The sequence below is a fragment of the Aeribacillus sp. FSL K6-2833 genome, assembly GCF_037965815.1.
GTDB lineage: Bacteria > Bacillota > Bacilli > Bacillales > Aeribacillaceae > Aeribacillus > Aeribacillus composti.
In genome coordinates, this window is record NZ_CP150189.1 from 3,089,725 (window position 1) to 3,111,441 (window position 21,717).

Consider the following 21,717-nt stretch of genomic DNA (forward strand, 5'->3'; position numbering starts at 1 on the left):
ATTGATAATCCATAAAACCCTTTTATGCTTATGACCTATGTCATCTCTATTTCCGAAAATGGAACAAATCTCTTTTTTAGGTATACGAACCAAAAAAATAGACAAAAAAGCACAGGGAGTGACGTTGGACATCAGTGCCCGAACATTCGTTCGTTATCTTGCCTCTCTCCATTTCTGATAGACGTTCAGTAGGGGCTCGCTATAGCCACTCCTTCGCGTCAGTTTCATCCAGATCTGTCGTGATCGACGGACGAGTCGCCCTGCCATCGTGATCACCGTCTGAATAATCGTCTTGATGCGGCGGCGTTTCACTTTGTGGTGCAACGGATGTCTCGGATCGCTTAATAGATCTTGTCCAATCAGACGAAGAAGATTGTAAACGAAGGCTCCCATGACCAACACGAGCGCATTCGTTTTCATCTTCCCAGATGGAAGCCGCTCTAAATCTAAGTCGCTCTTCAGTTCGCTATGAAACTGTTCGCATGTCGCATGGTCATGATACAACGCGAGCACATCGCTCATTCGAACATGCTCGTATCCTTTGAGCCGCACCCAATAGCTTTCCACTTCATAATCAGGAACGAGCATCAGCTGTCCATTGCGTTCCATCGTCCGTTCCGTCACTTGGGTGACTTGAACGTACGTATACGTGTTTCCATCGATCGCTGCCTTCTGTGGAAGGCATAGCTCATAGGTTTGTACTCCTTCGCTTTGTCCATCATCGACACGTTTGCCCTTTTGCGAAGCGATCTGGAACCAAAGCGCTTTCGATTCTCGGCGTAAGTTTCGCTTGATGACAAAGTCCACGTCTTCCTTTAGGCATACGTGCACATTCGCTTCTGCATTGTTTCCTGCATCCATGCGAACAAGCAGACGAGATGAAGTCAGTTGACGAGCTCGACGGATAGCGGTGACTAAAAACGAGGGCATGTTGTCTTGCACATGTTGTTTCCCTGGACGCAACTCGGCATGAACGAGATACCCTTCCTTCCCTGCATACGCAAACAACGGTGTAAAACCGTCAAATCCTTTATACGTTCGACTGACTCCTTCTTTTTTCGTATCGGAGTTGTCAAATGGGGAACCATCTATATCAAGGGGAAGCCATGTCGTCTTTCCTTTGGTCCAACAAGGGGACAAAGTGGCATGTCGTTGAATCAACAGACGTATGGACTCCTCCCAAAGAATCGTTTCGGTCATCGGAAGACAAGCGAGCTGATCGAGTCGTTGTCGCAAGGTTGGAGAGGAAGGCACGTGCTGAATCCCCATCGATGCCGAAAAGATATCGTCCTGACGATACGCTTCGATATGATCGAAATCCGTTTTTCCTGTGGCAAGCAAGCCAATCATCGAGCGAATGACATCGCTATGGGAAATGTGCACTTCTCGACGAACCGTTGGAAGCCGAAGTGCGTTTACCCGTTTATCCAGTTTCGTTCGATGGAGTAAGTAGCCAACGAGAGCAAGCCCAGCACTTGGGGTAATCGCTTCATCTGTCAATACAAACCGAATCGGGAAATCTTTCATCACATCACCTACTTGATGAAGAATCGTCAACGTCGTTTTCCCTTATCGTATCAACGGTTTGCGACCATTGTAAAGATGTTTTGTCACGGATTCAGGAATATATATTTTCGATTGTTTAGTAATGTACCATTTTGAATAATCCGGTATAGATTCAGTCATATAGGATTAAATGATTGAAGTTTACAAATTTTTTGAATGAATGTCATCTAAACCACAATATTGACAACTGTCCATATGATGAAGAATTCGATCAAGCATGTCATTTGCTAATTTTTGAGCTTGGAACATCTTCAACAAGATTTAAAAATTCGCACTCGTTGTAAAGCTTGTATGAAGCCATATTCGCTGTGTTCACTGTAATAAGAATATGACTTATTTTATTGAAATCTCATCTCTTCTTGTTTGGGAGAGAATGTAAGAGGTTTCTTTTTCGAAGTAAAAATTGAAAGAAAATCATGCAAGTGATTTCCATCACCAATACGAAAGCGAATAGAATCGAAAATCGTCTAGCCGATGGATCTATCATAGTTAATTCGATACGGAGCAAAGGAAATGATGTCACTCCGCCCATTTCTTCTTTACAAACAAAAAACCTAGAGCCGTATGAAATCGACTCGAGGTTTTACACTTATTCTAAAGAAGTCGCCAATTCGGACATGACTTTATGATAAGATTCTTCATCCGTCGTTTTTATATCGAGCACTGCAGGCTTATTGCTGTGAAACGCCTCGGTTAATGCTCCCTTGATATCATTCGGGTCATCGATAGTATACCCGAGACATCCCATGGCTGCCCCAATTTTTCCGTAATCGATGTCCATAAATTCAGAAGCGACTTTTTTCTCTCCTTGGGCATTTTTTACCCAACCTAAAGAAGAATTGTTAAAAATCACTGTGACGATCGGCAGGTCGTGTTCAACCGCGGTGATCAAACCGTTCATCGTCATGGAAAATCCGCCGTCTCCTGCAATTGCCAACACATTCTTATCCGGGTAAACTAATTTTGCGACTAACGCAGATGGAATCGCATATCCCATGCCTCCTGCCGAACCTGGTAAAATGATGCTTCCGGAAACTTTCGATTTAAAATGGCGTATCGTGTAAACACGGTTCTCACCAGCATCCAGCGTAATCATCGTATTTTCATCAATCGCATCATAAATTTCTTTCAACGCCCGTTGTGGTTTGATTGGTCGAGCGTCGGCGTATGATTCGTCGACAAAAATATATTCCGAATCTTCTTTCAATTGAGCAATTCTTTCGATCCGTATTTCTATTTTGTTACGATCGATTTCGATTTTATGTTCCAATAGTTGAATCATTTCGTAAAGGACTCGTTTTGCGTCGCCGATGATCGCTTGGTCGACAGGTAATGTCCAGCTCGCATGCTTCGATTCAATATCAATTTGGATGATGGTTTGTCGTTGTGGATCGATCAACTGCCTATGATGGTTGCATGTATCGGTTGGCGCAAGTTTTGAACCGACAACCAAAATGACATCTGCTTCCGACAATATTTTGTTTCCTACCGGTGTACCCCAGTTGCCAATAACACCAACGGATTGAGGATGCGTTTCACGCAATGCACTTTTTCCCATCGTTGTCGTTCCGACTGGTGCCCCCAACAACTCTGCAAAGTTTTCCAATTCTTCAAAGGCTTTTGACACTTTCACGCCATTTCCAGCGATGATAAACGGATTTTTCGCTTCCTTTAACGTATGTAACGCCTTCATGAGTTCGTCGCGATGGGGCGTTTGCGTTTGATCCAACAAGTAATGTTTTGTATGATAAATGACTGGTGAACCGTCCGGTTTGACCGTTCCATTGATTGCAGAACTATGAAATACGACAGCTGATGGACCTGGATTGCCGTCTAAAGCATGTTTCAAGGCAAGTTGAACACTTTGGACAGCTTGTTCGGGCATGTGGACGACCGTGGAATATTTCGTAGCCGCTTCTACCGCTTTTTTTACATCATAGCTGCCATATTCGCCAGTACCAGTCTGATAAGAACCGTGGTGTGAATAAGGTGCGTTGTCGGTCATATCCGTTAACATGACCATAGGTGAACTGCCTTGAATCGCTTCCACCGCTCCCATGAGGCCATTGCTGACGGCCCATGCACCTTGAGAAGTGAAGATTCCTGGTTTGCCTGTCAAACGGCCATACACCTCAGCCATGATGCTGGCAATTTGTTCATGTCTTGTAAGGATAGGTTTAATCGAAGAATTGGCAAGGGAATCGTATAATTTCATCATGTAGCCGCCGGGAACACCAAAAACATATTCGACATCCGCTTCCTCGAGCACTTGTACGACGGCATCCATGGTACTTTTTTCTGCTTGAATCGACGTACGTTTAGCCATTGCATATTTCCCTTTCTTTATTATGATAGATGTAAGTGCTTACAAAATTATTGACATTTAGAGATGTCCAATGTTTATTTCTTTAGACATCTCCAAATGATTTCAGCATCAAATCGCTTTATTATTCTCCTTGATGTCAGTAATTTTGTTAACGATCTCCTTGCCGATTTCTAATGAAGCTGTTGCCGCTGGTGATGGTGCATTACATACATGGATGCTGTTTTTTCCATTTACAATGTAAAAGTCATCCACTAATGTGCCATCGTTTTTTAATGCTTGCGCCCTCACTCCTGCTGGTGCAGGTGTTAAATCGTCTTCGGTAATTTCAGGGATTAACTGTTGTGCGTTTTTGACGAACAATTTTTTGCTGAAAGACCGGACGATTTCTTCAATGCCTACTTTGTAATACTTCATGCCAAGTTTCCAAAATCCCGGAAACGTGGAAATTTCTAAAAAGTCTTTGAAATCAAATGACGTCTTCGTATATGCTTCACGTTTAAATCCAGGAACAGCATTCGGACCAACATCTACTTCACCGTAAATCGTTCTTGTGAAATGGACTCCCAAAAATGGAAACTCTGGGTTCGGTACCGGATAAATCAAATTTTTCACCAAATGGCGTTTGTTTTCATTAATATAGTAGTATTCACCTCGAAATGGGAAAATTTTCATGTCAATTTGATAGCCTGCCATCCGTGCGATGCGATCACTTTGCAAACCTGCACAATTGATGAGAAATTTGCCTCGGTACGTCTTGTTTCCCGTCTCGACGACGACTTCTCCGCTTCGTTCGTCAATCGCCTTTACCTCTTCATTTGTATGAATTTCACCGTTGTTTTCACGGATCAGTTCAGCAAGTTTGAAAGATACCTGTTTGTAATCCACAATTCCCGCAGATGGTACGTAAATACCTTCTAAACCATTGACATGTGGTTCTTTTTCTAACAATTCTTCTTTCTTTAATAATTGGACATCTAAACCGTTTTGCAGTCCTCTTTCATACAGTTTGTGTAAATTGGGCAATTCATTTTCGTTTGTTGCAACGATCACTTTTCCACATTCTTCATAGTCGATACCATGCATTTCACAAAAGCGCTTCATGCTTTCGTTTCCCGCTTTAGCGAACTTAGCTTTGTAACTGCCAGGTGTATAATAGATGCCCGAATGGATCACTCCGCTATTATTTCCGGTCTGATGACTTGCCAATTCTCTTTCTTTTTCAAGGACGACTATTTTCGCATTTGGAAATTGTTCGATTAATGCCTTTCCTACTGATAAACCTACAATACCTCCACCGATGATGATAAAGTCTGTCATTTAGGATTCTCCTTACAACGTTAAACATCGAAGTTTCATCGAAATTTCAGTATAAAAATAAAATAAGGGGGATCGCTTGGTAATTAAATACCAAGCGAAATGTATTTCTCTTCAAGATACTCGCGAATACCCTGATGACCACCTTCACGGCCATAACCGCTTTCTTTGACCCCACCAAACGGTGCTTGTGCTGTTCCAGGCATGGCATCATTTAATCCTACAATTCCAAATTCAAGTCCTTCGGAAACTCTTACAGCCCTTGAAATATCTCTAGTATAAACGTAAGCCGCTAAACCATAAGGTGTGTTATTTGCCGCTTTTATGACTTCTTCTTCATCTTCGAATACGGTGATAGGAGCAATCGGACCAAATGTTTCTTCGCTCATGATTTTCATTTCTTCAGTCACGTTGTCCAAAACAGTCGGTTCAAAGAAGTACCCTGGTTCGTCTGCTTTTTCGGCACCACCGCACAAAATGGTTGCTCCTTTACTGACGGCATCTTCAACATGATCTTTTACTTTTTCAATGGCAGCTTTGTTCACCAATGGACCAATATCGACATCTTCCTTCAAGCTGTTGCCGACATTTAATTGTTTTACTCTTTCTACGAACGTTTTAGCAAATTCTTCTTTAATATTTTTATGGACAAACACTCTGTTGGCGCATACGCAAGTTTGTCCAGCGTTTCTGAACTTGCTAGCTACAACACCTTCAACCGCTTTTTCAATGTCCGCATCATCAAAGACGATAAACGGAGCATGTCCACCTAATTCCAACGATAATTTCTTCAACTGCTTCGCAGATTGTTCGACCAGCTGTTTTCCTACTTCTGTTGAACCAGTGAATGAAATTTTTCTGACTGCATGGTTGTTGAAAATTTCATCGGAAATGGCTTTGGTTGAACCTGCAACGATGTTGATGACGCCTTTAGGAATTTCAGCCATTTCAACCAACTTCGCAAATGCCAATGCAGTTAATGGGGTTTGGCTTGCAGGCTTGACAATTCCTGTACAACCGGCTGCAAGTGCTGGACCCAATTTTCTTGTCAGCATCGCAATCGGGAAATTCCATGGTGTAATGGCTGCGACGACGCCTACAGGTTGTTTAATGACGAGCAATCGTTTATTTTCTACAGAAGCAGGAATGGTTTCACCGTAAATGCGTTTTCCCTCTTCTGCATACCAAGTCAAGAAGCTTGCAGCATATACCACTTCACCTTTTGCTTCTTTGTAAGCTTTACCCATTTCCATGCTCATGATCGTTGCTACTTCTTCTGTATGTTCAAGGAGCAAGTCTCTTAAACGCAAAATATAGTTGGCTCTTTGTTCAGCTGTTAATTTGGACCACTTAGGGAATGCTTCTTTCGCAGCTTCAATCGCTTTTCTCGTTTCTTCCGTACCGCCTTTAGGCACTTTTGCGACTAATTCTTGTGTGTTTGGGTTGTAAACTTCAAAATGTCCTCCCGCAACAGATGAAACCCATTCTCCATTGATGTACAATGCAACATTGTCCAAATCGACCAATTTGAAATCTTTCACTTTTGTCATCTGTCATCCTCCCAAAAAAATTTTTATATGAATAATGATGTTGTAATGCGCTTAGGTTAATCGTTAACGTATTCTATGAAAATACATTTCCACCATCAATGACAATCGCCTGACCAGTCATGTAATCCGCTTTTTCACTTGCTAGATAAGACACCAATCCTGCTACATCTTCCGGTTTTTCCACCCTGCCTAAGGGGATGCTGTCAACTTTGTTTTTAAACGTCTCGCCAACAGGAACATTTAAATATGCTGCCATTTGTCGATCGATTTCTTCCCACATCGAAGTTCCGACGATGCCTGGGCAATAAGCATTCACTGTTATGCCGAATGGGGCTAGCTCTTTTGCAGCCGCTTGCGTCAAAGCAATGACGGCAAATTTAGTCGCTGCATAATGGCCTAACAATTCAACCGCCCGTTTTCCTGATGTACTGCTTGCGTTGATGATTTTACCGTATTTCTGTTTTATCATTTGTTTTGCTGCGGCTTGTATCGAATACAATGTTCCGTACACATTTACTTTAAACATGCGGTCAAGATCTTCTTCGGTGATATCAATGAGCGGTTTTACTTGAACGACGCCTGCATTGGCAACCATGACATCGAGACCGCCATGATTGTTTACGACATCATCCACCATTTGAAAAACTTCATCCCGTCGGCTAACATCTACTACGTAAGTGGAACAATCAAATCCTTGATCTTTTAACTCTTGTTTTGCTGTAACAAGTTTTTCTTCGTTAAGATCACAAATGATCGTGTGAAATCCATCTTTTGCCAGTTGAAAGGTGATCGCTTTTCCAATCCCTTGGGCTGCGCCGGTAATGATTGCCGTTTTTACTGTCATACAAACACCCTTCTACGTCGATTTTGTGTCAATTTCAAGGACAGGCTTCAACACCTCTTGATGCAATCCATCCTCAAAAGCCCGTTTTACTTGATTAAATGGGTAGTAGTTGATGATGTCTTTTATTTTCGCAGCATGTTTTTTAAGAACTTGAATGGCTTCATCATAATCGACAGGATCACTACCATAACTAGGAATCAACATCCATTCATTCCTGACCAAATTCGTCAGGAACAGTTCCGACTCTTGCTCATAAAGGGCGACAACGACAGCAGAACCGCCTTTTTTCAATTGATCAAACATCGATATGACAGCTTGTTTAGAGCCGGAACACTCAAATATAACATCTACTTTTTCGTCAATCAATCCATCTTCAACCACATGTGGAATCATGTTAAAAGGTTCAAACTTTTTCAATCTGCTCTCAAAATCTTTCCTTAAACCGGAAATGTAAACTTTCGCCCCTCTTTCAACGCATAAAAGGGCAACGAAAAAACCAATGATCCCTGGTCCTTGGACTAAGATGACATCGTTTTTTGTAATGTCGCGGTCAAGCCTCTTTACTGCATGGACAGCGACACTCATTGGTTCGCTTAATACAGCGATTTCCATTGGTACATCTTCTATGACTCGAACATATTTTGCCTTTGTTTTTACATATTGGGCCATGCCACCATCAAAATGTAAGCCGATTACTTTATTGTTTAAACAAATCGAATAGCGTTCATTGCAGCAATTTTCGCACTTTCCACAATAGTTCATCGATTCTACGATCACTTGTTTACCGATCAATTTTTGATAGCGTTCATCATTAACTTCGATGACGGTCCCTGAGATTTCATGTCCAAGGATACGTGGATGGTCAACAAACTCATAACCTTTGGCATGATTGTAAGCATGAAGATCACTGCCGCATATACCACAATAAGCTACTTTTATTAAAATCTCATCTTCGCACAAAACAGGGGGAGAAGTAACTCGTAATTCGATCTCATTGGGAGATTTTTTCGTCAAAGCCGCTAACATAAGTTCTCCTCACTTATATTCCTAAATAAGCTTTTTTCAAATATTCATTGTTCAACAATTCTTCTGCCGTTCCTTCCAAAGCGATTCTTCCATTTTCCAACACGAATGCATAGTCCGCAATTTGCAATGACAAGTTGACGTTTTGCTCGACTAATAGAATCGTGATTCCTTTTTCTTTGATTTCAACCAAATTTTTCATCAGTTCTTGCACTAAGATCGGTGCCAAACCTAACGATAGTTCATCGATGATGAGCAGCTTCGGCTCGGACATGAGACCGCGGCCAATGGCGCACATCTGTTGCTGACCGCCGCTCATTTCCCCGGCAAGGGAATGTTTTCTTTCTTCAAGTACCGGAAACAGTTCATACACTTTTTTCAAGTTGTCTTTCAGATGTTTTCTCGCTCGTTTACTGTACGCCCCCAATTCCAAATTTTCTTGAACCGTCATGTAATCGAACAGTTTTCTCCCTTCCGGAACTTGTACGACGCCCAGTTCTACAATTTTATTCGGCTCCAATTTTGTAAGGTCTTGTCCCATAAACTCGATTTTTCCGGAAGAAGGTTTGTATAATCCAGAAATCGCATTGATTGTGCTCGTTTTACCCGCAGCGTTGGCACCCAACAATGCGACGATTGTTCCTTCTTCCACTTCCAACGACACATCCCAAAGCACTTGCACTTCGCCGTAGGATAAATTGATGTTTTCTAATTTAAGCATTTATCGTCTCACTCCCTAGGTAAGCCTCGATGACCCTCTTATCGTTAGCCACTTCTTCTGGAGTGCCTTCTGCGATTTTTTCGCCATGGTTGATGACGATGATGCGATCGCAAATTGTCATGACGACTTCCATGATGTGTTCAATCAAAATGATCGTCACACCTGAATCGCGAATGGACTCGATCGTCGGCAGCACTTCTTTCACTTCGGTAGGGTTCAATCCGGCCATGACTTCATCAAGCAATAACAGTTCCGGTTGTGTCGCCAACGCTTTTGCCACTTCTAAACGTTTCTTCTTAGCTAGTGTCAAGCTTCTTCCAATTCGATCTCGTTCTTCATACAGGTCTACTTTCTTCAAGATTTCAAGACTAAATTCCTTTGCTTCATTTTTATTATTGAATTTATTGAAAGCGCCGACGATCACATTATCCAATACGGAAATATTGCCAAACGGTTTAACGACTTGATACGTACGTCCAATCCCTTTTTTGCAAAGTACATACGGCTTTTGGTTTGTGATGTTTTCTCCTTTGAAATAGATTTCTCCGCTCGTTACCGGATAGTTGCCTGAAATCAAGTTAAACAGCGTCGTCTTCCCGGCTCCATTCGGTCCGATGATGCCGAGGATTTCACCTTTTTGGACATGGAAGCTTGTATTGTTTACTGCTTTGACCCCGCCAAAATGTTTGGAAACATTTTTTACTTCTAAAAACATCTTCTTACACCCCCTATTCGATTATGCAGCTTTTGACTCTTCTAATTTTTTACGCTTCGTCAACTTGGCAAGCCTCTCCTTCAAGAACGGCAATAATCCATTCGGCAAGAAGGCAACAATGAGCATCAAGGCGACCCCGTAGATGAAGAAATTCATCCCATTCAGTGACGGGAACAACGAACGCAAAAACTCATTCAATGGAATGATGATCGCCGCGCCAAGCAACGGCCCGTAAATCGTTCCAATGCCGCCCACGATGACAATCAACACAAACTCTATCGATAAGTTCAAATTGAAAATGTTGTCTGGTTCAAAGTAAAGCATGTACTGCGCATATATGACTCCCGCAGCCCCCGCTATCGCAGAGCTGATCATCATCGCATACATTTTATATTTCGTCGTATTGATCCCCAGTGTCTGTGCACTGTCTTGGTCTTCTCGGATCGCCCGCAAGTAGTAGCCAAGTTTGGAACCATCAATCCAGTGCATTACCGCTAAACTGATTAAAAACAGAACCAACGTGATCCAATAATAGACGCTGTACTCGCGAAAAATCATGTTTCCAAATGACGGATCAAACGGAATGTTGACGCCCATCGAACCGTTCGTCAAGCTGCGCCAAAAGAGTGCCACTTGGCGGACCACTTCCGCAAAGGCGATCGTGGCCAATGTAAAATATGTCCCTTTCAAACGGAATGTTGGAAAACCGATCAAGACACCGACAATGACGCACAAGATGACCGCCACAATGATGCCAAGCCACGGCGAAACGCCTAGTTTCAAGAACAATAAGGACGACGTATAAGCTCCCAAGCCAAAGAAGATCGCATGTCCCAACGACAGCTGTCCTGCATAGCCTCCCAATACGTTCCATGCATTGGCAACTGTCGCAAACAACAAGATCAAAATGAGAATATTCATATAAAAACGGTTTTCAATGAACTGGGGGAGGAGAGCTGCTATCAAGATACCAAGCCACAAATATTTTTTCGACCATAGTTGTTTCATCATTCTAATCCAACCTCCTCATAACCCTTGCCTCGACTGAAGATGCCTTGAGGTCGAACCAACAACACAAGGATGAAAATAATAAAGTAAATCGCTTCTTTCAATCCTGGCGACACCAACAGCCCTGAAAGTGCTTCAACAACACCGATGAATAGTCCACCTAAAAAGGCGCCGAACATGTTGCCTAATCCGCCAAGGACAACGACGACGAACGCGATCAACACGAATGTCGTTCCGATCGTTGGATAGACGGAATAAATTGGCATCAACAACGAGCCGGCCAACCCTACAAGCGCTAAGCCAATACCGAATGCCAGTATGTAGATCTTTTTCACGTCAATTCCGGTAAGATATGCCGCATCCTGTTGCATCGCCACTGCGCGAATCGCCTTCCCGACCATCGTCTTGTGCAAGAACAAGAAGAGCATTACAACGATCATAATCGTCACGAGGAAGGCGACAACATTCGGTACACTCATCGTGATACCGCCGATTTTGATAAGTTTACTTTGATAAGCCGTCTGCACCGAGCGATGGTTGGCGTTAAACAACATGAGTGCCAAGTTTTGCAGTGCAATGGAAAGACCCAACGTCACGAAAATCTTCGTTGATGCAGGAGTATCCAAAATCGGTTCGATGATGAACTTTTGCGTAATGGTTCCAAGTGTAAACAAAGCGATGATGACGACAATGGCCGCTACGTATGGATCCAAACCTACAGTTGAATAAAAAATAAAGCTCAAATACATCGCAATCATCAGGAATTCACCGTGTGCGAAGTTGACGATGCGCACTACACCAAGTATCAAGTTCAACCCCATACTGATGAGGGCATAGATGCCGCCGATCATCAGACCGGAAATGATGGTTTGAACAAGTATCACAGTTGTCTCACCCCTTGTTTTTAATATGTGCAGCTATTTCAATCCTGCAGCTTGAAATAGCTGCACACTACATTTTTATTCATTAATACGTGGTTCTTCAATCGCCACTTCTTCTGGATAAACGGTCAATAATTTACCGTCAATCCATTGTGTTACGTAAGGTTCACTTGCAATATTTTGACCCGTTTCAGGATCGAATTCGACGCCCCAACCTGTCGCAGTCGTTCCTTTTTCAGCTTTGTAATTCATCGCAGCTTCTCTTACTTTTTCTGGATCCAAGTCTCCGCCTGTTTCTTTTAGCACATCCAATACGACTTTCATACCCATGTAGTTAGTTACAGAATGTCCAGAGCTAGGCTCATTGCCATATTTTTCTTTGTAAGCTCCGATAAATTCATCCATGCCTGGAGTTGCTTCTCTGTTGATTTCATACTGAGGGAAATCAACGTTTAACACATTTTCAGCCAATTCGCCGACCGCTTTTTGGAAGTCGACCATTGTATGACCTCCACCTGAACCGATGAATACTGGTACGTCAACACTTAACTCATTCATTTGACGTGAGAGTATGATTGCGTCATTGATATACGAGACGACGATCAACACATCTGGCTCTTCTTTTTTAATGTTTAAAATCACTGAGCTCAAATCGTTGGAACCGGATGCATAAGTCTGTACAGAAACGATATTGATTCCTTCTTCTTCAGCCAATTTTACTGCTTCATTTGCAATCGTTGTACCATATGATGAGTCTTCATGTGCAATTGCAACTTTCAATTCGTTTAAACCTTTGCCTAACTTTTCCGTTACGACATTTTTAATGAAGTTAATATGAACAGCTGAGAACTTTGACGCAGGTGGGTTCGTTCTTAAAATCGACTTATATCCGCGGTCCGTGATGTTGTCTGCAACCGCTCCCAACTCCCAATAAAGTGCACCGTTACGCTCTGCAACTTCGCTTGCAGCAAATGAAATACCACTCGAGTAAGAACCTACAATCATGGAGATGTTTTCTTGGTTGATGAGACGGTTTGCTTCTGATTGTGCCGCGTCTGGATCAACCGCATCTCCTTTTACAATTTCAATCTGTCTTCCATTGATTCCTCCATTTGCATTTATTTCTTCAACAGCTAACTCTACTCCTCTAAAACTTTCTTGACCTAGTAGTGCTAAGTCACCCGTAAATGGATAAAGCGCACCAATTTTGATTGGTTCATCACTTGAGCCTTCTGAGTCTCCAGAAGTCTTATCACCGCCGCCGCAAGCGGCAAGCAACACTATGAGTGCGATTAAGATGATGCTTGTAATTTTTTTCATTCTTGTAAATTTTGACATTGTTTGATTCCTCCCTATCATTTCTTAACTGATCAACCATCCACCATCGACATAGATGGTTTGTCCAGTTATATAATCAGATGCACTGGAAGCTAAAAAGACTGCTGTTCCTTTTAAGTCTTCTAAATTTCCGATACGTTTAAGTGGTATTCTCGACAACATCCACTTAACTCTTTCTTCATCTTCAAATACCGGCTTTGTCATTTCGGTTTTGAAGTAACCCGGACCAATGGCATTCGTCAAAATCCCATCATCCGCGAGTTCGACAGCCATGACTTTCGTAAGCTGTGATACACCTCCTTTGCTAGCTGCATATGCTGGCATGTTGACAAAACCTAATTCACTCGTCAGAGAAGCGATGTTAATGATTTTTCCATATTTCCGTTTTTTCATATGTGGTATGACCGCTTTTGACATTAAATAGACGCTTTTCAAATTTACATCCATGACAAAGTCCCAATCAGCTTCGTCATAATCTTCTAATCTTCCTCTGACGTTTGTACCTGCTCCGTTAACTAAAATGTCGATTTTTTCCTCCTCTTGGATGGCGTAATCAACTAAATTTTGTATCGATTGTTGATCTCTTATATCTAAAGTTCGATAGTAAGCCTTTCGACCATATGTTGTTTCGATTTCTTCACATACTTGTTTCAATTCGGTTTCAGTTCGGCTTGCGACAACGACATTTGCTCCAGCTTCCGCTAATGCCAAAGAGATTGACTTGCCAATACCTCTTCCACCACCGGTTACGATAGCTGTTCTACCGGTTAAATCAAATAGCTTCATTTTGCCCCTCCTATCGCCTTTTTATATAATTCGACCACATCATCATACGTCGTAATACGAGGATTCACTTTGATGTTTCCGCTTAAAAGCGCATCTTCCGTCATTTTCTTGATGTTTTGCTCATCGATACCAAAAGATTCAAACGTTTCTGGTATACCAACGTCTTTCGCTAACCGGCGAACCGAATCGACCGCTTTTTGGGCTTTTTCCATCATGGTTAAGCCTTCCAAGTTTTCACCCATATCTAACGCGATGTCAGCAAATAATTCTGGTACGGCTTTCATATTGAATTCCATGACATGTGGAATCAAAACGGCATTGGCTATTCCGTGTGGCACTCCGTAAATTGCACTGATAGGATGGCTCAACGCGTGACAATTTCCTAATCGTGTATTGTTAAAAGCTAATCCAGCTAGTAAACTGCCCATCAACATTTCATCGCGGTATTTGAGTGTATCTCCGTTATACACAGCTTGTCTTAAATTTCGGCTAATTTTTCTGATGGCTTCCCTCGCCAACGCTTTCGTGATCGGATTAGCCATTTTGGACGTATACGATTCGATCGCGTGCACTAAAGCATCTAGACCGGTGGCAGCTGTTACGCTTGGCGGAAGTGTCAATGTCAATACCGGGTCCACTACTGCCCATTTCGGAGAAATTTTCACACCACCGATGGTAAACTTGTATTCTCTTTCTTCATCCGTAATTACGGTAAAGCTTGTGACTTCGCTTGCCGTGCCTGCCGTTGTAGGTATGGCGATCAAAGGCAATAAACCGTTTTCAAACGTATCAATACCTTCGTATGATTCAATTTTTCCACCATTTGTCGCTAAAAGCGCAACTGCCTTGGCAACGTCGATCGAACTACCGCCGCCAATGGCGATGACGACATCCGCGTTTATAGCTTTCAATTTTTCTAACGCATCGTTACAGTTTTTCACCGTTGGATTCGGCTTACATTCGTAATAGATGTCATAATTGATGTGTTTCACATGTTTGATCAATTTATCAGTTAAACCAGTTTTATTAATTCCAGGGTCAGTAACGATGAGTGCATTTTTAAAACCTTGTTTGTCGATGATGTTTTTCACTTCTTTCAACGAATTCGGCCCATAAGTGATTTCGGTAGGTGTTTTAAACACACCGATATTTTGCATATATGATCACCCTATCCTCCCGTGAAATAATCGTAATATTGGAAATATTTAGAAAATAATAATTGATAACGCTTTATTTTTTTTGAAAAGATTATTGAAGGATGCCGAAACTTGGATAACGCTTACAAATGATATTAATTGGCTGCCTTTTGTGTTATCGCTCCCCCTTACCCTTTTTATTCGTTAATCGTCTTAATTCGAAACGATGGTCGGATGACGCAACTTAGTCGTCATCCTGATCGTTTTTTTCTTCCTCATTCATTTTTTGCAATACTTCAAGCAAGTTGTTTTTGGTTCGCAACAAGTGATATTGCATGGCTAGTTTTACTTCTTGCGGATCGCCGCGTAAAACCGCTTCATAAATCCGTCTATGTTCTTGCTGTGTTTTTTCGTAATATTTGGCCAACAATTTTGGAGCAATCGGTGAAATACCTAAGTTATCGACAATTTTGTTTACTCTTGTCCACGGGCTTCCTTTCCGCAAAATTTCATGGAATTGTTTGTTCAAAGCAGCATATCGGTCATACGTATCATCCGTGAGCTGAAGCGTTTCCATTTCATGCAAAATGTCGCCTAGTTGCTCAATATCTTCATCAGTCAAATGCAGAAGCGATTTTTCTACGACAATCCCTTCGAGTAAATAGCGTAAATAATAGATTTCTTCGATATCTTCGGGTGTTATCGAAGTGACAATCGCTCCTTTATGCGGAATGATTTCAACAAGTCCTTCTATCTCCAAATGCGTCAATGCTTCACGTATCGGCATCCGACTAACATTTAATTTTTTCGCCCATTCATCTTGAATGAGTCTTTCACCTTCTTTTAATTTTCCACTTAAAATTTCTTTTCTTAATTTTGTTAAAACTTTGTTTACAATCGTAGAGTTATTTTCACTGCTTTTACTCACCATCGACCCTCTCACACCTTCAAATTGGATACAATGAAATATCATTTTGGATACAATTTTTAACTTGTTTTCTATGTTACAAAATCATTTTTTAGTTGTCAAGTCATATTTTAAACGTTTTTTTGTTTGTTTTTTAGTGCTTTTTTCTTAACTTTTATAAAAATATATTTTAAATAGTATCCAATTTTTTATTTTTTCGAATAGTTTTGTATCCAATTCAAAATTGGGCAAAAAGCGAGAAATATTTGGGAGGAGGGTGTTATGAAAGATTTGGTTGAATGATCGTTTTGATCCCTTCTTTTTGAAAACTGACACGAAAAGCTTCTTTCCATTCATCGATGGAAAATTTATGCGTAATCAACGCCTCTAAATCGACTTTTTCCTGCTCGATCAAAGTCAAGGCAGTTTCCCACGATGAAGGTGTGGTCGCGAACGAATTGACATAGTTTACCTCTTTCATCAACATGCGATCAAAATCAAAGGACACTCTCTTTCCGAACAAACCTAATTGAATGAACGTTCCTTGTTTTTTCACCAAAGAAAGGCATGTATGTAAAGAGGATTCTACTCCCGCGCATTCTATGACCACATCAAAAGCTTTGCCGCCATTGAGATGCAATACATCTCTTTCCGATTGTTCTTCTACATTAACTACCGCTTTTGCACCCAAAATTTCCGCGACTTCAAAACGGTTTTTGTCATGGGAAGTTCCTGAAACGATGACAGAAGCGCCATGGATGTTCGCAATTTGCAACGCCAACAATCCAATGGTTCCGCACCCGGATACGAGTACGTTGTCGCCCGCTTGTATCGTCGCCCTTTCCATCAAACCTCTGACAACACATGCGAGTGGTTCCGTCAAAGAAGCGGCATCCATCGATATATTCGCGGGCAGCGAGAGTACATTCCTTTCAGGAACAACGATATACTCAGCCATCGCTCCGTTGACCCCTGAACCAATCGACTTTCTTTTTGGACAAAGCATGATCAATCCTTTGCGACAATACGAACATGTTCCGCACGTGACCGCTGCAGTAAGAGAAACGACACGATCGCCTTTTTTGAATCGATTCGCCTGTTTCCCTTTCAGTTCAACGATTCCGGAAAACTCGTGCCCTAAAATGACGGGTGTTTCATATGGGTATTCATCTTTTACAATATGTAAATCCGTTCCGCATATACCACAAGCGCTCACCTTGATCTTTACTTCATCCTCTCTCGGCTCAACGTCAGCCACTTCTTCCAAACCGACACCTTCCATTCCTGGATTTCGCTTTACGATCGCTTTCATTTCTGCATCTACCTTCCTCTGTGTTTGGTTTTAGATGCGAATCGTTTTCATCCATAATTTACTTTGCAAGTTTCATGCCAATTTCAGAAATCCATAAATCTTGCATTTTTTCATAAATCTGCATTCATTTTGATGCGATATTTCATAATGTTGAACTTTCGCATCACACTTTCACCAAACACGTTCAAATGATTTTTTTAGACACAGCTATTCCAATCCACTGTTCAGAATAGCTGTGCTGCTTCATTATTCATTGATCTTCGGTTCTTCAAGGGCTACTTCTTCTGGATAAACGGTTACAAGCTTACCATCGATCCATTGGTGCACATAATATTCAGCTAACATATTTTGACCTGTGTCTGGATCGAATTCAACGCCCCATCCTGTTGCTGTCGTACCTCTTTCAACTTTATAGTCCAAAGCAGTTTCGTGGAGTTTTTCAGGATCGACATCTCCGCCTGTTTGTGTAATCACATCAAGCACCACTTTCATTCCCATGTAGCTGGCTAAGGAGTGGCCAGATTTTGGATGACCATTATATTTTTCTTGATACAATTCGATAAACTTGTCCATTCCTGGTGTAAATTCTTTATTGACATGGTATTGTGGGTAAGCGATATCAAAGATACCTTCTGCATTTTCTTCTCCAACGGCATCTTTGAAGTCGGAAGTCGTGTGTCCTGCTCCTGAACCAACGATGACCGGAACTTCAACGTCGAGTTCTTTCATTTGTTTTGACAATAAAATGGCATCATTGATATAGGCTACAGAAATTAAAACGTCAGGTTCTGCTTTTTTGATGTTTAAGACTACCGATGACAAGTCATTTGATGAAGCACCATACGGCAATACGGATACAATGTTTATACCTTCTTCTTTAGCTAATTTAATCGCCTCATCCGCGATGGTTGTGCCGTAAGAAGAATCCTCATGAGCAATGACCACTTTTAAATCGCTTATATCCTTGCCAAGTTTTTCTGCCACCACTTCTTTAATAAAATTGATGTGAACAACAGAAAGCATGGAGGCCATCGGGTTGATCCGTAAAATCGATCGGTAGTTTCTTCCCGTAATATCATCTGCCACAGCACCTAACTCCCAATACAATACACCGTTTCTTTCCGCTACTTCACTACCTGCAAAAGCGACGCCACTGGAATAAGAGCCGACAATCGTCGTGATGTTTGCTTGGTTGATCAGTCTGTTTGCTTCCGCTTGTGCTGCATCGGAGTCGACTGCATCCCCTACAACCAATTCAACTTTTCGTCCATTCAATCCGCCATTATTGTTAAATTCTTCTACAGCGAGTTTAACTCCCCTGAAGCTTTCTTCCCCGAGCAATGCTAATTCACCTGTCAGCGGAAACAGTGTGCCGATTTTGATCGGATCACTTTCTTTTCCATCTTTTGTACCGCCGCTTGACGCTGAGGACGGTTCACCTCCTCTACAAGCCGCTAACATGAGCATAAGTGCGATCAACATAAGACTTGTTAATCGTTTCATCTCACATACCCCCAAAACATTTTTATAAATGACTAAGATGCGAAAACGCATCAAAGCATTTACCTTACAGTGTGAATACCCTTACCGATCAACGAATTTGCTGATTCCATCAACGCTTCAGACCGGGATGGATGAGGTTGAACCATTGTCGCCAGTTCATCAACCGTCCCTTCAAGATACATAAAAGCTGAAACTTGGCCGATGATCTCCGTCACATTCGCACCGACCATGACAACTCCCAAAATCTCTCCATATGTTTCATCTATCATGATTTTTGCAAATCCATCCGTTTCACCGTTTGCCAAAGCCATGCCATTTGCCAAGAAATTGAATTGATGCACTTTATATTTTAGTTTTCTTTTCTTCATCTCTTCTTCTGTCATTCCGACGCAAGCGACTTGCGGCGATGTATAGATGCATCGTGGAATGACGGAATAATCCATTTTTTGTTTTGACCCATTTAAATTGCATACAGCCGTCAAACCTTCGCAGCTGGCTACATGCGCCAACTGCCAATTGCCGATCACATCACCGACCGCAAACACGCCGCGTTCACTAGTCTCTAAATAATCGTCAACTTGAATGAACGGACCGTTCATGGTCAGATTTAAATGCTCAATTGCGTCGAGATTCGGTTGTCTGCCGATTGCAATTAAGACTTCGTCTGTTTCTATCGTTGTACGTTCTTTGTCCCGATTGACCACAATTACTTTGGTTCTTCCCGATCTACCTCGTTCAAATTCCATCACTTCATGACCGAATAAGAACATGACTCCCTTTTGCTTTAACGCTTTTGCCAATGCATTTGCAGCTGTTTCATCTTCCATGGGAATGATCCGTTCACTCCGTTCAATCACCGTCACTTTCGTGCGTAAGCTGGAGAAAATCTCTGCCATTTCGACGCCAATTACACCGCCGCCGATGATGACAAGCGATTCAGGTATGTTTTCCAAATCAAAAATCGTATCTGTCGTATGGTACGAAACGGAATCCAAGCCTGGTATATCGGGGACAATTGGACGGCTACCCGTTGCAATGATGATATTTTTTGCTTTTAGTTCAGTCGCGGTCCCTTTATGTTCGACGACGACACGTTTTTTCGGATAAACTTTTCCAAAGCCGTGATACACTTCAACGTTTGCTGCACGCAATAATGAACGGATCCCTTGCTGCAACGTGGAAATGACATTATTTTTTCGTTCGATCATCTTGGCAACATCAAAGGTCGTTTCACTTGTGTGAATGCCCCACTCTTTTGCTTTTTCAATTTGTTCGATTACTTCTGCATGTTTCAACAACGTTTTTGAAGGGATACATCCCCGGTTTAAACAGGTACCTCCAAATTGATCCGCTTCAACAATTGCCGTTTTCTTTCCATCTTTTGCTGCGCGGATGGCGGCAACATAACCACCGGGGCCGCCTCCAATGACGATGAGATCATATGAAATCAATTGCCATCCCCCTACATCAACAATTTATATGGATGTTCCAATATATCTTTTAAATCGGTCAAAAATCTTGCCGCTGGCGCTCCATCAATGACACGATGATCGAACGACAAACTTAATTCCATCATTGAACGAACTTTCATTTCTCCATTTATGACGACAACCTTTTCTTGAATTTGTCCTACACCTAAAATCGCCGCATTCGGCGGATTGATAATCGGCGTAAAACCGTTCACTGCGTACATCCCTAAATTACTAATCGTAAACGTGCTTCCTTGCATTTTTTCTGGTGACAACGACTTATTTCTCGCTTGTTCGGCAAGTGTTTTTGCCTCTTTCGTAATAGTAGCCAACCCTTTTTGGTCTGCATGTTCAATAACCGGAACGACTAAGCCGTCATCCATTGCAACTGCAAAACCGAGATGAATGTTTCGATGGTATACAATTTCTTTATCATCTACTAATGAGACATTGATGTTAGGATGTTTTCTTAAAACAACCGCCGTAGCTTTAAGCATGATTTCATTGAATGATATCCGCAATCCGGTTTCTTTTTCGATTTCCGGCAGCAATTGTTTTCGTAATTTGATCACTTCTGTCATATCGACTTCCGAAAACAATGTAACATGCGGCGCGGTATAGAAGCTCTGCGACATCCGTTCAGCGATGACTTTACGGATTCCGCTAAGCGGCACACGCTCGTCTTGAAAAGCGTCTCGTACAACTTGCTCGCTCGCCTTGAGGACGTCAGCTTTGACAATTTTTCCACGTGCTCCGGAACCTGTGATTCCACTGTAATCTACTTGTTTATCTTCAGCTATTTTCTTAGCCAGTGGAGTAATCTTTTTCTTCATATTTGTGATATAACGTTCGACATCCACTTTTTGAATTCTGCCTTTTGGTCCCGTACCGACAATGTCTTTTAAATCAATGCCATATTCTTCAGCTAATCTGCGGGCTAACGGCGTTCTTCTTATTTTTCGTCCATCTCTTAGATGACTAGCCGTTTGATTGGTTTCAACTGTTTCTTGTTGTTCCGGTTCCACTTGGTTTTCCGTTTGAGTTGGTGTTTCTACTAGATGATCGATTGCTTCACCTTCTTCCCCGATATAGGCAATGACTTCCAAGACAGGGACCGTATCACCGACATCGTATAATTTTTTCAATAACACCCCATCGACTTCCGCTTCCACTTCGATGGTGATTTTATCGGTTTGGATTTCCACAATCGGATCGCCCGCTTCAACTTTGTCGCCGACTTCCACGAGCCAATTATCAATCGTTCCCTCTTCCATCGACGCCCCCAATTTTGGCATCACCACTTTTTCTGCCATCATCT

General features: G+C 41.9%; 18 protein-coding genes. All 18 read right to left on the reverse strand.

All coding sequences use genetic code 11. The features are described 5' to 3' along the window. Positions 1–153 precede the first annotated feature (153 nt). Positions 154–1,527, reverse strand: coding sequence for an IS1380-like element ISGsp2 family transposase (locus NSQ94_RS15065; protein ID WP_339230751.1), 1,374 nt, complete (start codon positions 1,525–1,527; stop codon positions 154–156). A gap of 628 nt (positions 1,528–2,155) precedes the next feature. Continuing rightward, entirely contained in the window at positions 2,156–3,892 is a 1,737-nt protein-coding gene (locus tag NSQ94_RS15070; protein WP_339229561.1) for a thiamine pyrophosphate-binding protein, read from the reverse strand. A gap of 108 nt (positions 3,893–4,000) precedes the next feature. Then, positions 4,001–5,209 carry an L-2-hydroxyglutarate oxidase gene (gene lhgO, locus NSQ94_RS15075; RefSeq protein ID WP_339229563.1) on the reverse strand — a complete coding sequence of 403 codons (1,209 nt, stop codon included), beginning with the start codon at positions 5,207–5,209 and terminating at the stop codon, positions 4,001–4,003. A gap of 83 nt (positions 5,210–5,292) precedes the next feature. Next, positions 5,293–6,708 carry an NAD-dependent succinate-semialdehyde dehydrogenase gene (locus tag NSQ94_RS15080; RefSeq protein ID WP_339230753.1) on the reverse strand — a complete coding sequence of 472 codons (1,416 nt, stop codon included), beginning with the start codon at positions 6,706–6,708 and terminating at the stop codon, positions 5,293–5,295. 121 nt (positions 6,709–6,829) lie between these two features. Continuing rightward, positions 6,830–7,600: an acetoin reductase gene (locus NSQ94_RS15085; protein ID WP_339229565.1), complete on the reverse strand. Its 771-nt coding sequence runs from the start codon at positions 7,598–7,600 to the stop codon at positions 6,830–6,832. 12 nt (positions 7,601–7,612) lie between these two features. Continuing rightward, positions 7,613–8,626, reverse strand: a complete 1,014-nt coding sequence (locus NSQ94_RS15090; protein WP_339229567.1) for an alcohol dehydrogenase catalytic domain-containing protein — start codon at positions 8,624–8,626, stop codon at positions 7,613–7,615. 13 nt (positions 8,627–8,639) lie between these two features. Then, a complete protein-coding gene (locus tag NSQ94_RS15095) occupies positions 8,640–9,344 on the reverse strand; it encodes an ABC transporter ATP-binding protein (RefSeq protein ID WP_339229569.1) in 705 nt (234 codons plus the stop codon). After that, positions 9,337–10,059: an ABC transporter ATP-binding protein gene (locus NSQ94_RS15100; protein WP_339229571.1), complete on the reverse strand. Its 723-nt coding sequence runs from the start codon at positions 10,057–10,059 to the stop codon at positions 9,337–9,339. Before NSQ94_RS15100 ends, NSQ94_RS15095 begins: the two co-directional genes overlap by 8 nt. A 21-nt stretch (positions 10,060–10,080) precedes the next feature. Further along, complete coding sequence (locus tag NSQ94_RS15105; RefSeq protein WP_339229573.1) at positions 10,081–11,070, reverse strand: branched-chain amino acid ABC transporter permease; 990 nt, start codon at positions 11,068–11,070, stop codon at positions 10,081–10,083. Continuing rightward, positions 11,067–11,951, reverse strand: a complete 885-nt coding sequence (locus tag NSQ94_RS15110) for a branched-chain amino acid ABC transporter permease (RefSeq protein ID WP_339229575.1) — start codon at positions 11,949–11,951, stop codon at positions 11,067–11,069. The genes NSQ94_RS15105 and NSQ94_RS15110 overlap by 4 nt, the downstream gene beginning before the upstream one ends. Before the next feature lie 75 nt (positions 11,952–12,026). Then, positions 12,027–13,286: an ABC transporter substrate-binding protein gene (locus NSQ94_RS15115; RefSeq protein WP_339229577.1), complete on the reverse strand. Its 1,260-nt coding sequence runs from the start codon at positions 13,284–13,286 to the stop codon at positions 12,027–12,029. A gap of 24 nt (positions 13,287–13,310) precedes the next feature. Then, complete coding sequence (locus NSQ94_RS15120) at positions 13,311–14,072, reverse strand: glucose 1-dehydrogenase (protein WP_339229579.1); 762 nt, start codon at positions 14,070–14,072, stop codon at positions 13,311–13,313. Then, entirely contained in the window at positions 14,069–15,229 is a 1,161-nt protein-coding gene (locus tag NSQ94_RS15125) for an iron-containing alcohol dehydrogenase (protein ID WP_339229581.1), read from the reverse strand. Before NSQ94_RS15125 ends, NSQ94_RS15120 begins: the two co-directional genes overlap by 4 nt. 223 nt (positions 15,230–15,452) lie before the next feature. Next, positions 15,453–16,139: a GntR family transcriptional regulator gene (locus NSQ94_RS15130; RefSeq protein WP_339229583.1), complete on the reverse strand. Its 687-nt coding sequence runs from the start codon at positions 16,137–16,139 to the stop codon at positions 15,453–15,455. A 256-nt stretch (positions 16,140–16,395) separates the two neighbouring features. Then, complete coding sequence (locus NSQ94_RS15135) at positions 16,396–17,427, reverse strand: zinc-binding dehydrogenase (protein WP_339229584.1); 1,032 nt, start codon at positions 17,425–17,427, stop codon at positions 16,396–16,398. A gap of 246 nt (positions 17,428–17,673) precedes the next feature. After that, positions 17,674–18,930 (reverse strand): ABC transporter substrate-binding protein, encoded by a 1,257-nt coding sequence (locus NSQ94_RS15140; protein WP_339229585.1) that lies wholly within the window; start codon positions 18,928–18,930, stop codon positions 17,674–17,676. 59 nt (positions 18,931–18,989) lie between these two features. Then, the gene (lpdA, locus tag NSQ94_RS15145; RefSeq protein ID WP_339229587.1) at positions 18,990–20,381 is read right to left on the reverse strand and encodes a dihydrolipoyl dehydrogenase; all 1,392 of its coding nucleotides are present in this window, start codon (positions 20,379–20,381) and stop codon (positions 18,990–18,992) included. 11 nt (positions 20,382–20,392) lie between these two features. Beyond that, positions 20,393–21,712 carry a dihydrolipoamide acetyltransferase family protein gene (locus tag NSQ94_RS15150; protein ID WP_339230755.1) on the reverse strand — a complete coding sequence of 440 codons (1,320 nt, stop codon included), beginning with the start codon at positions 21,710–21,712 and terminating at the stop codon, positions 20,393–20,395. Positions 21,713–21,717 lie beyond the last annotated feature (5 nt).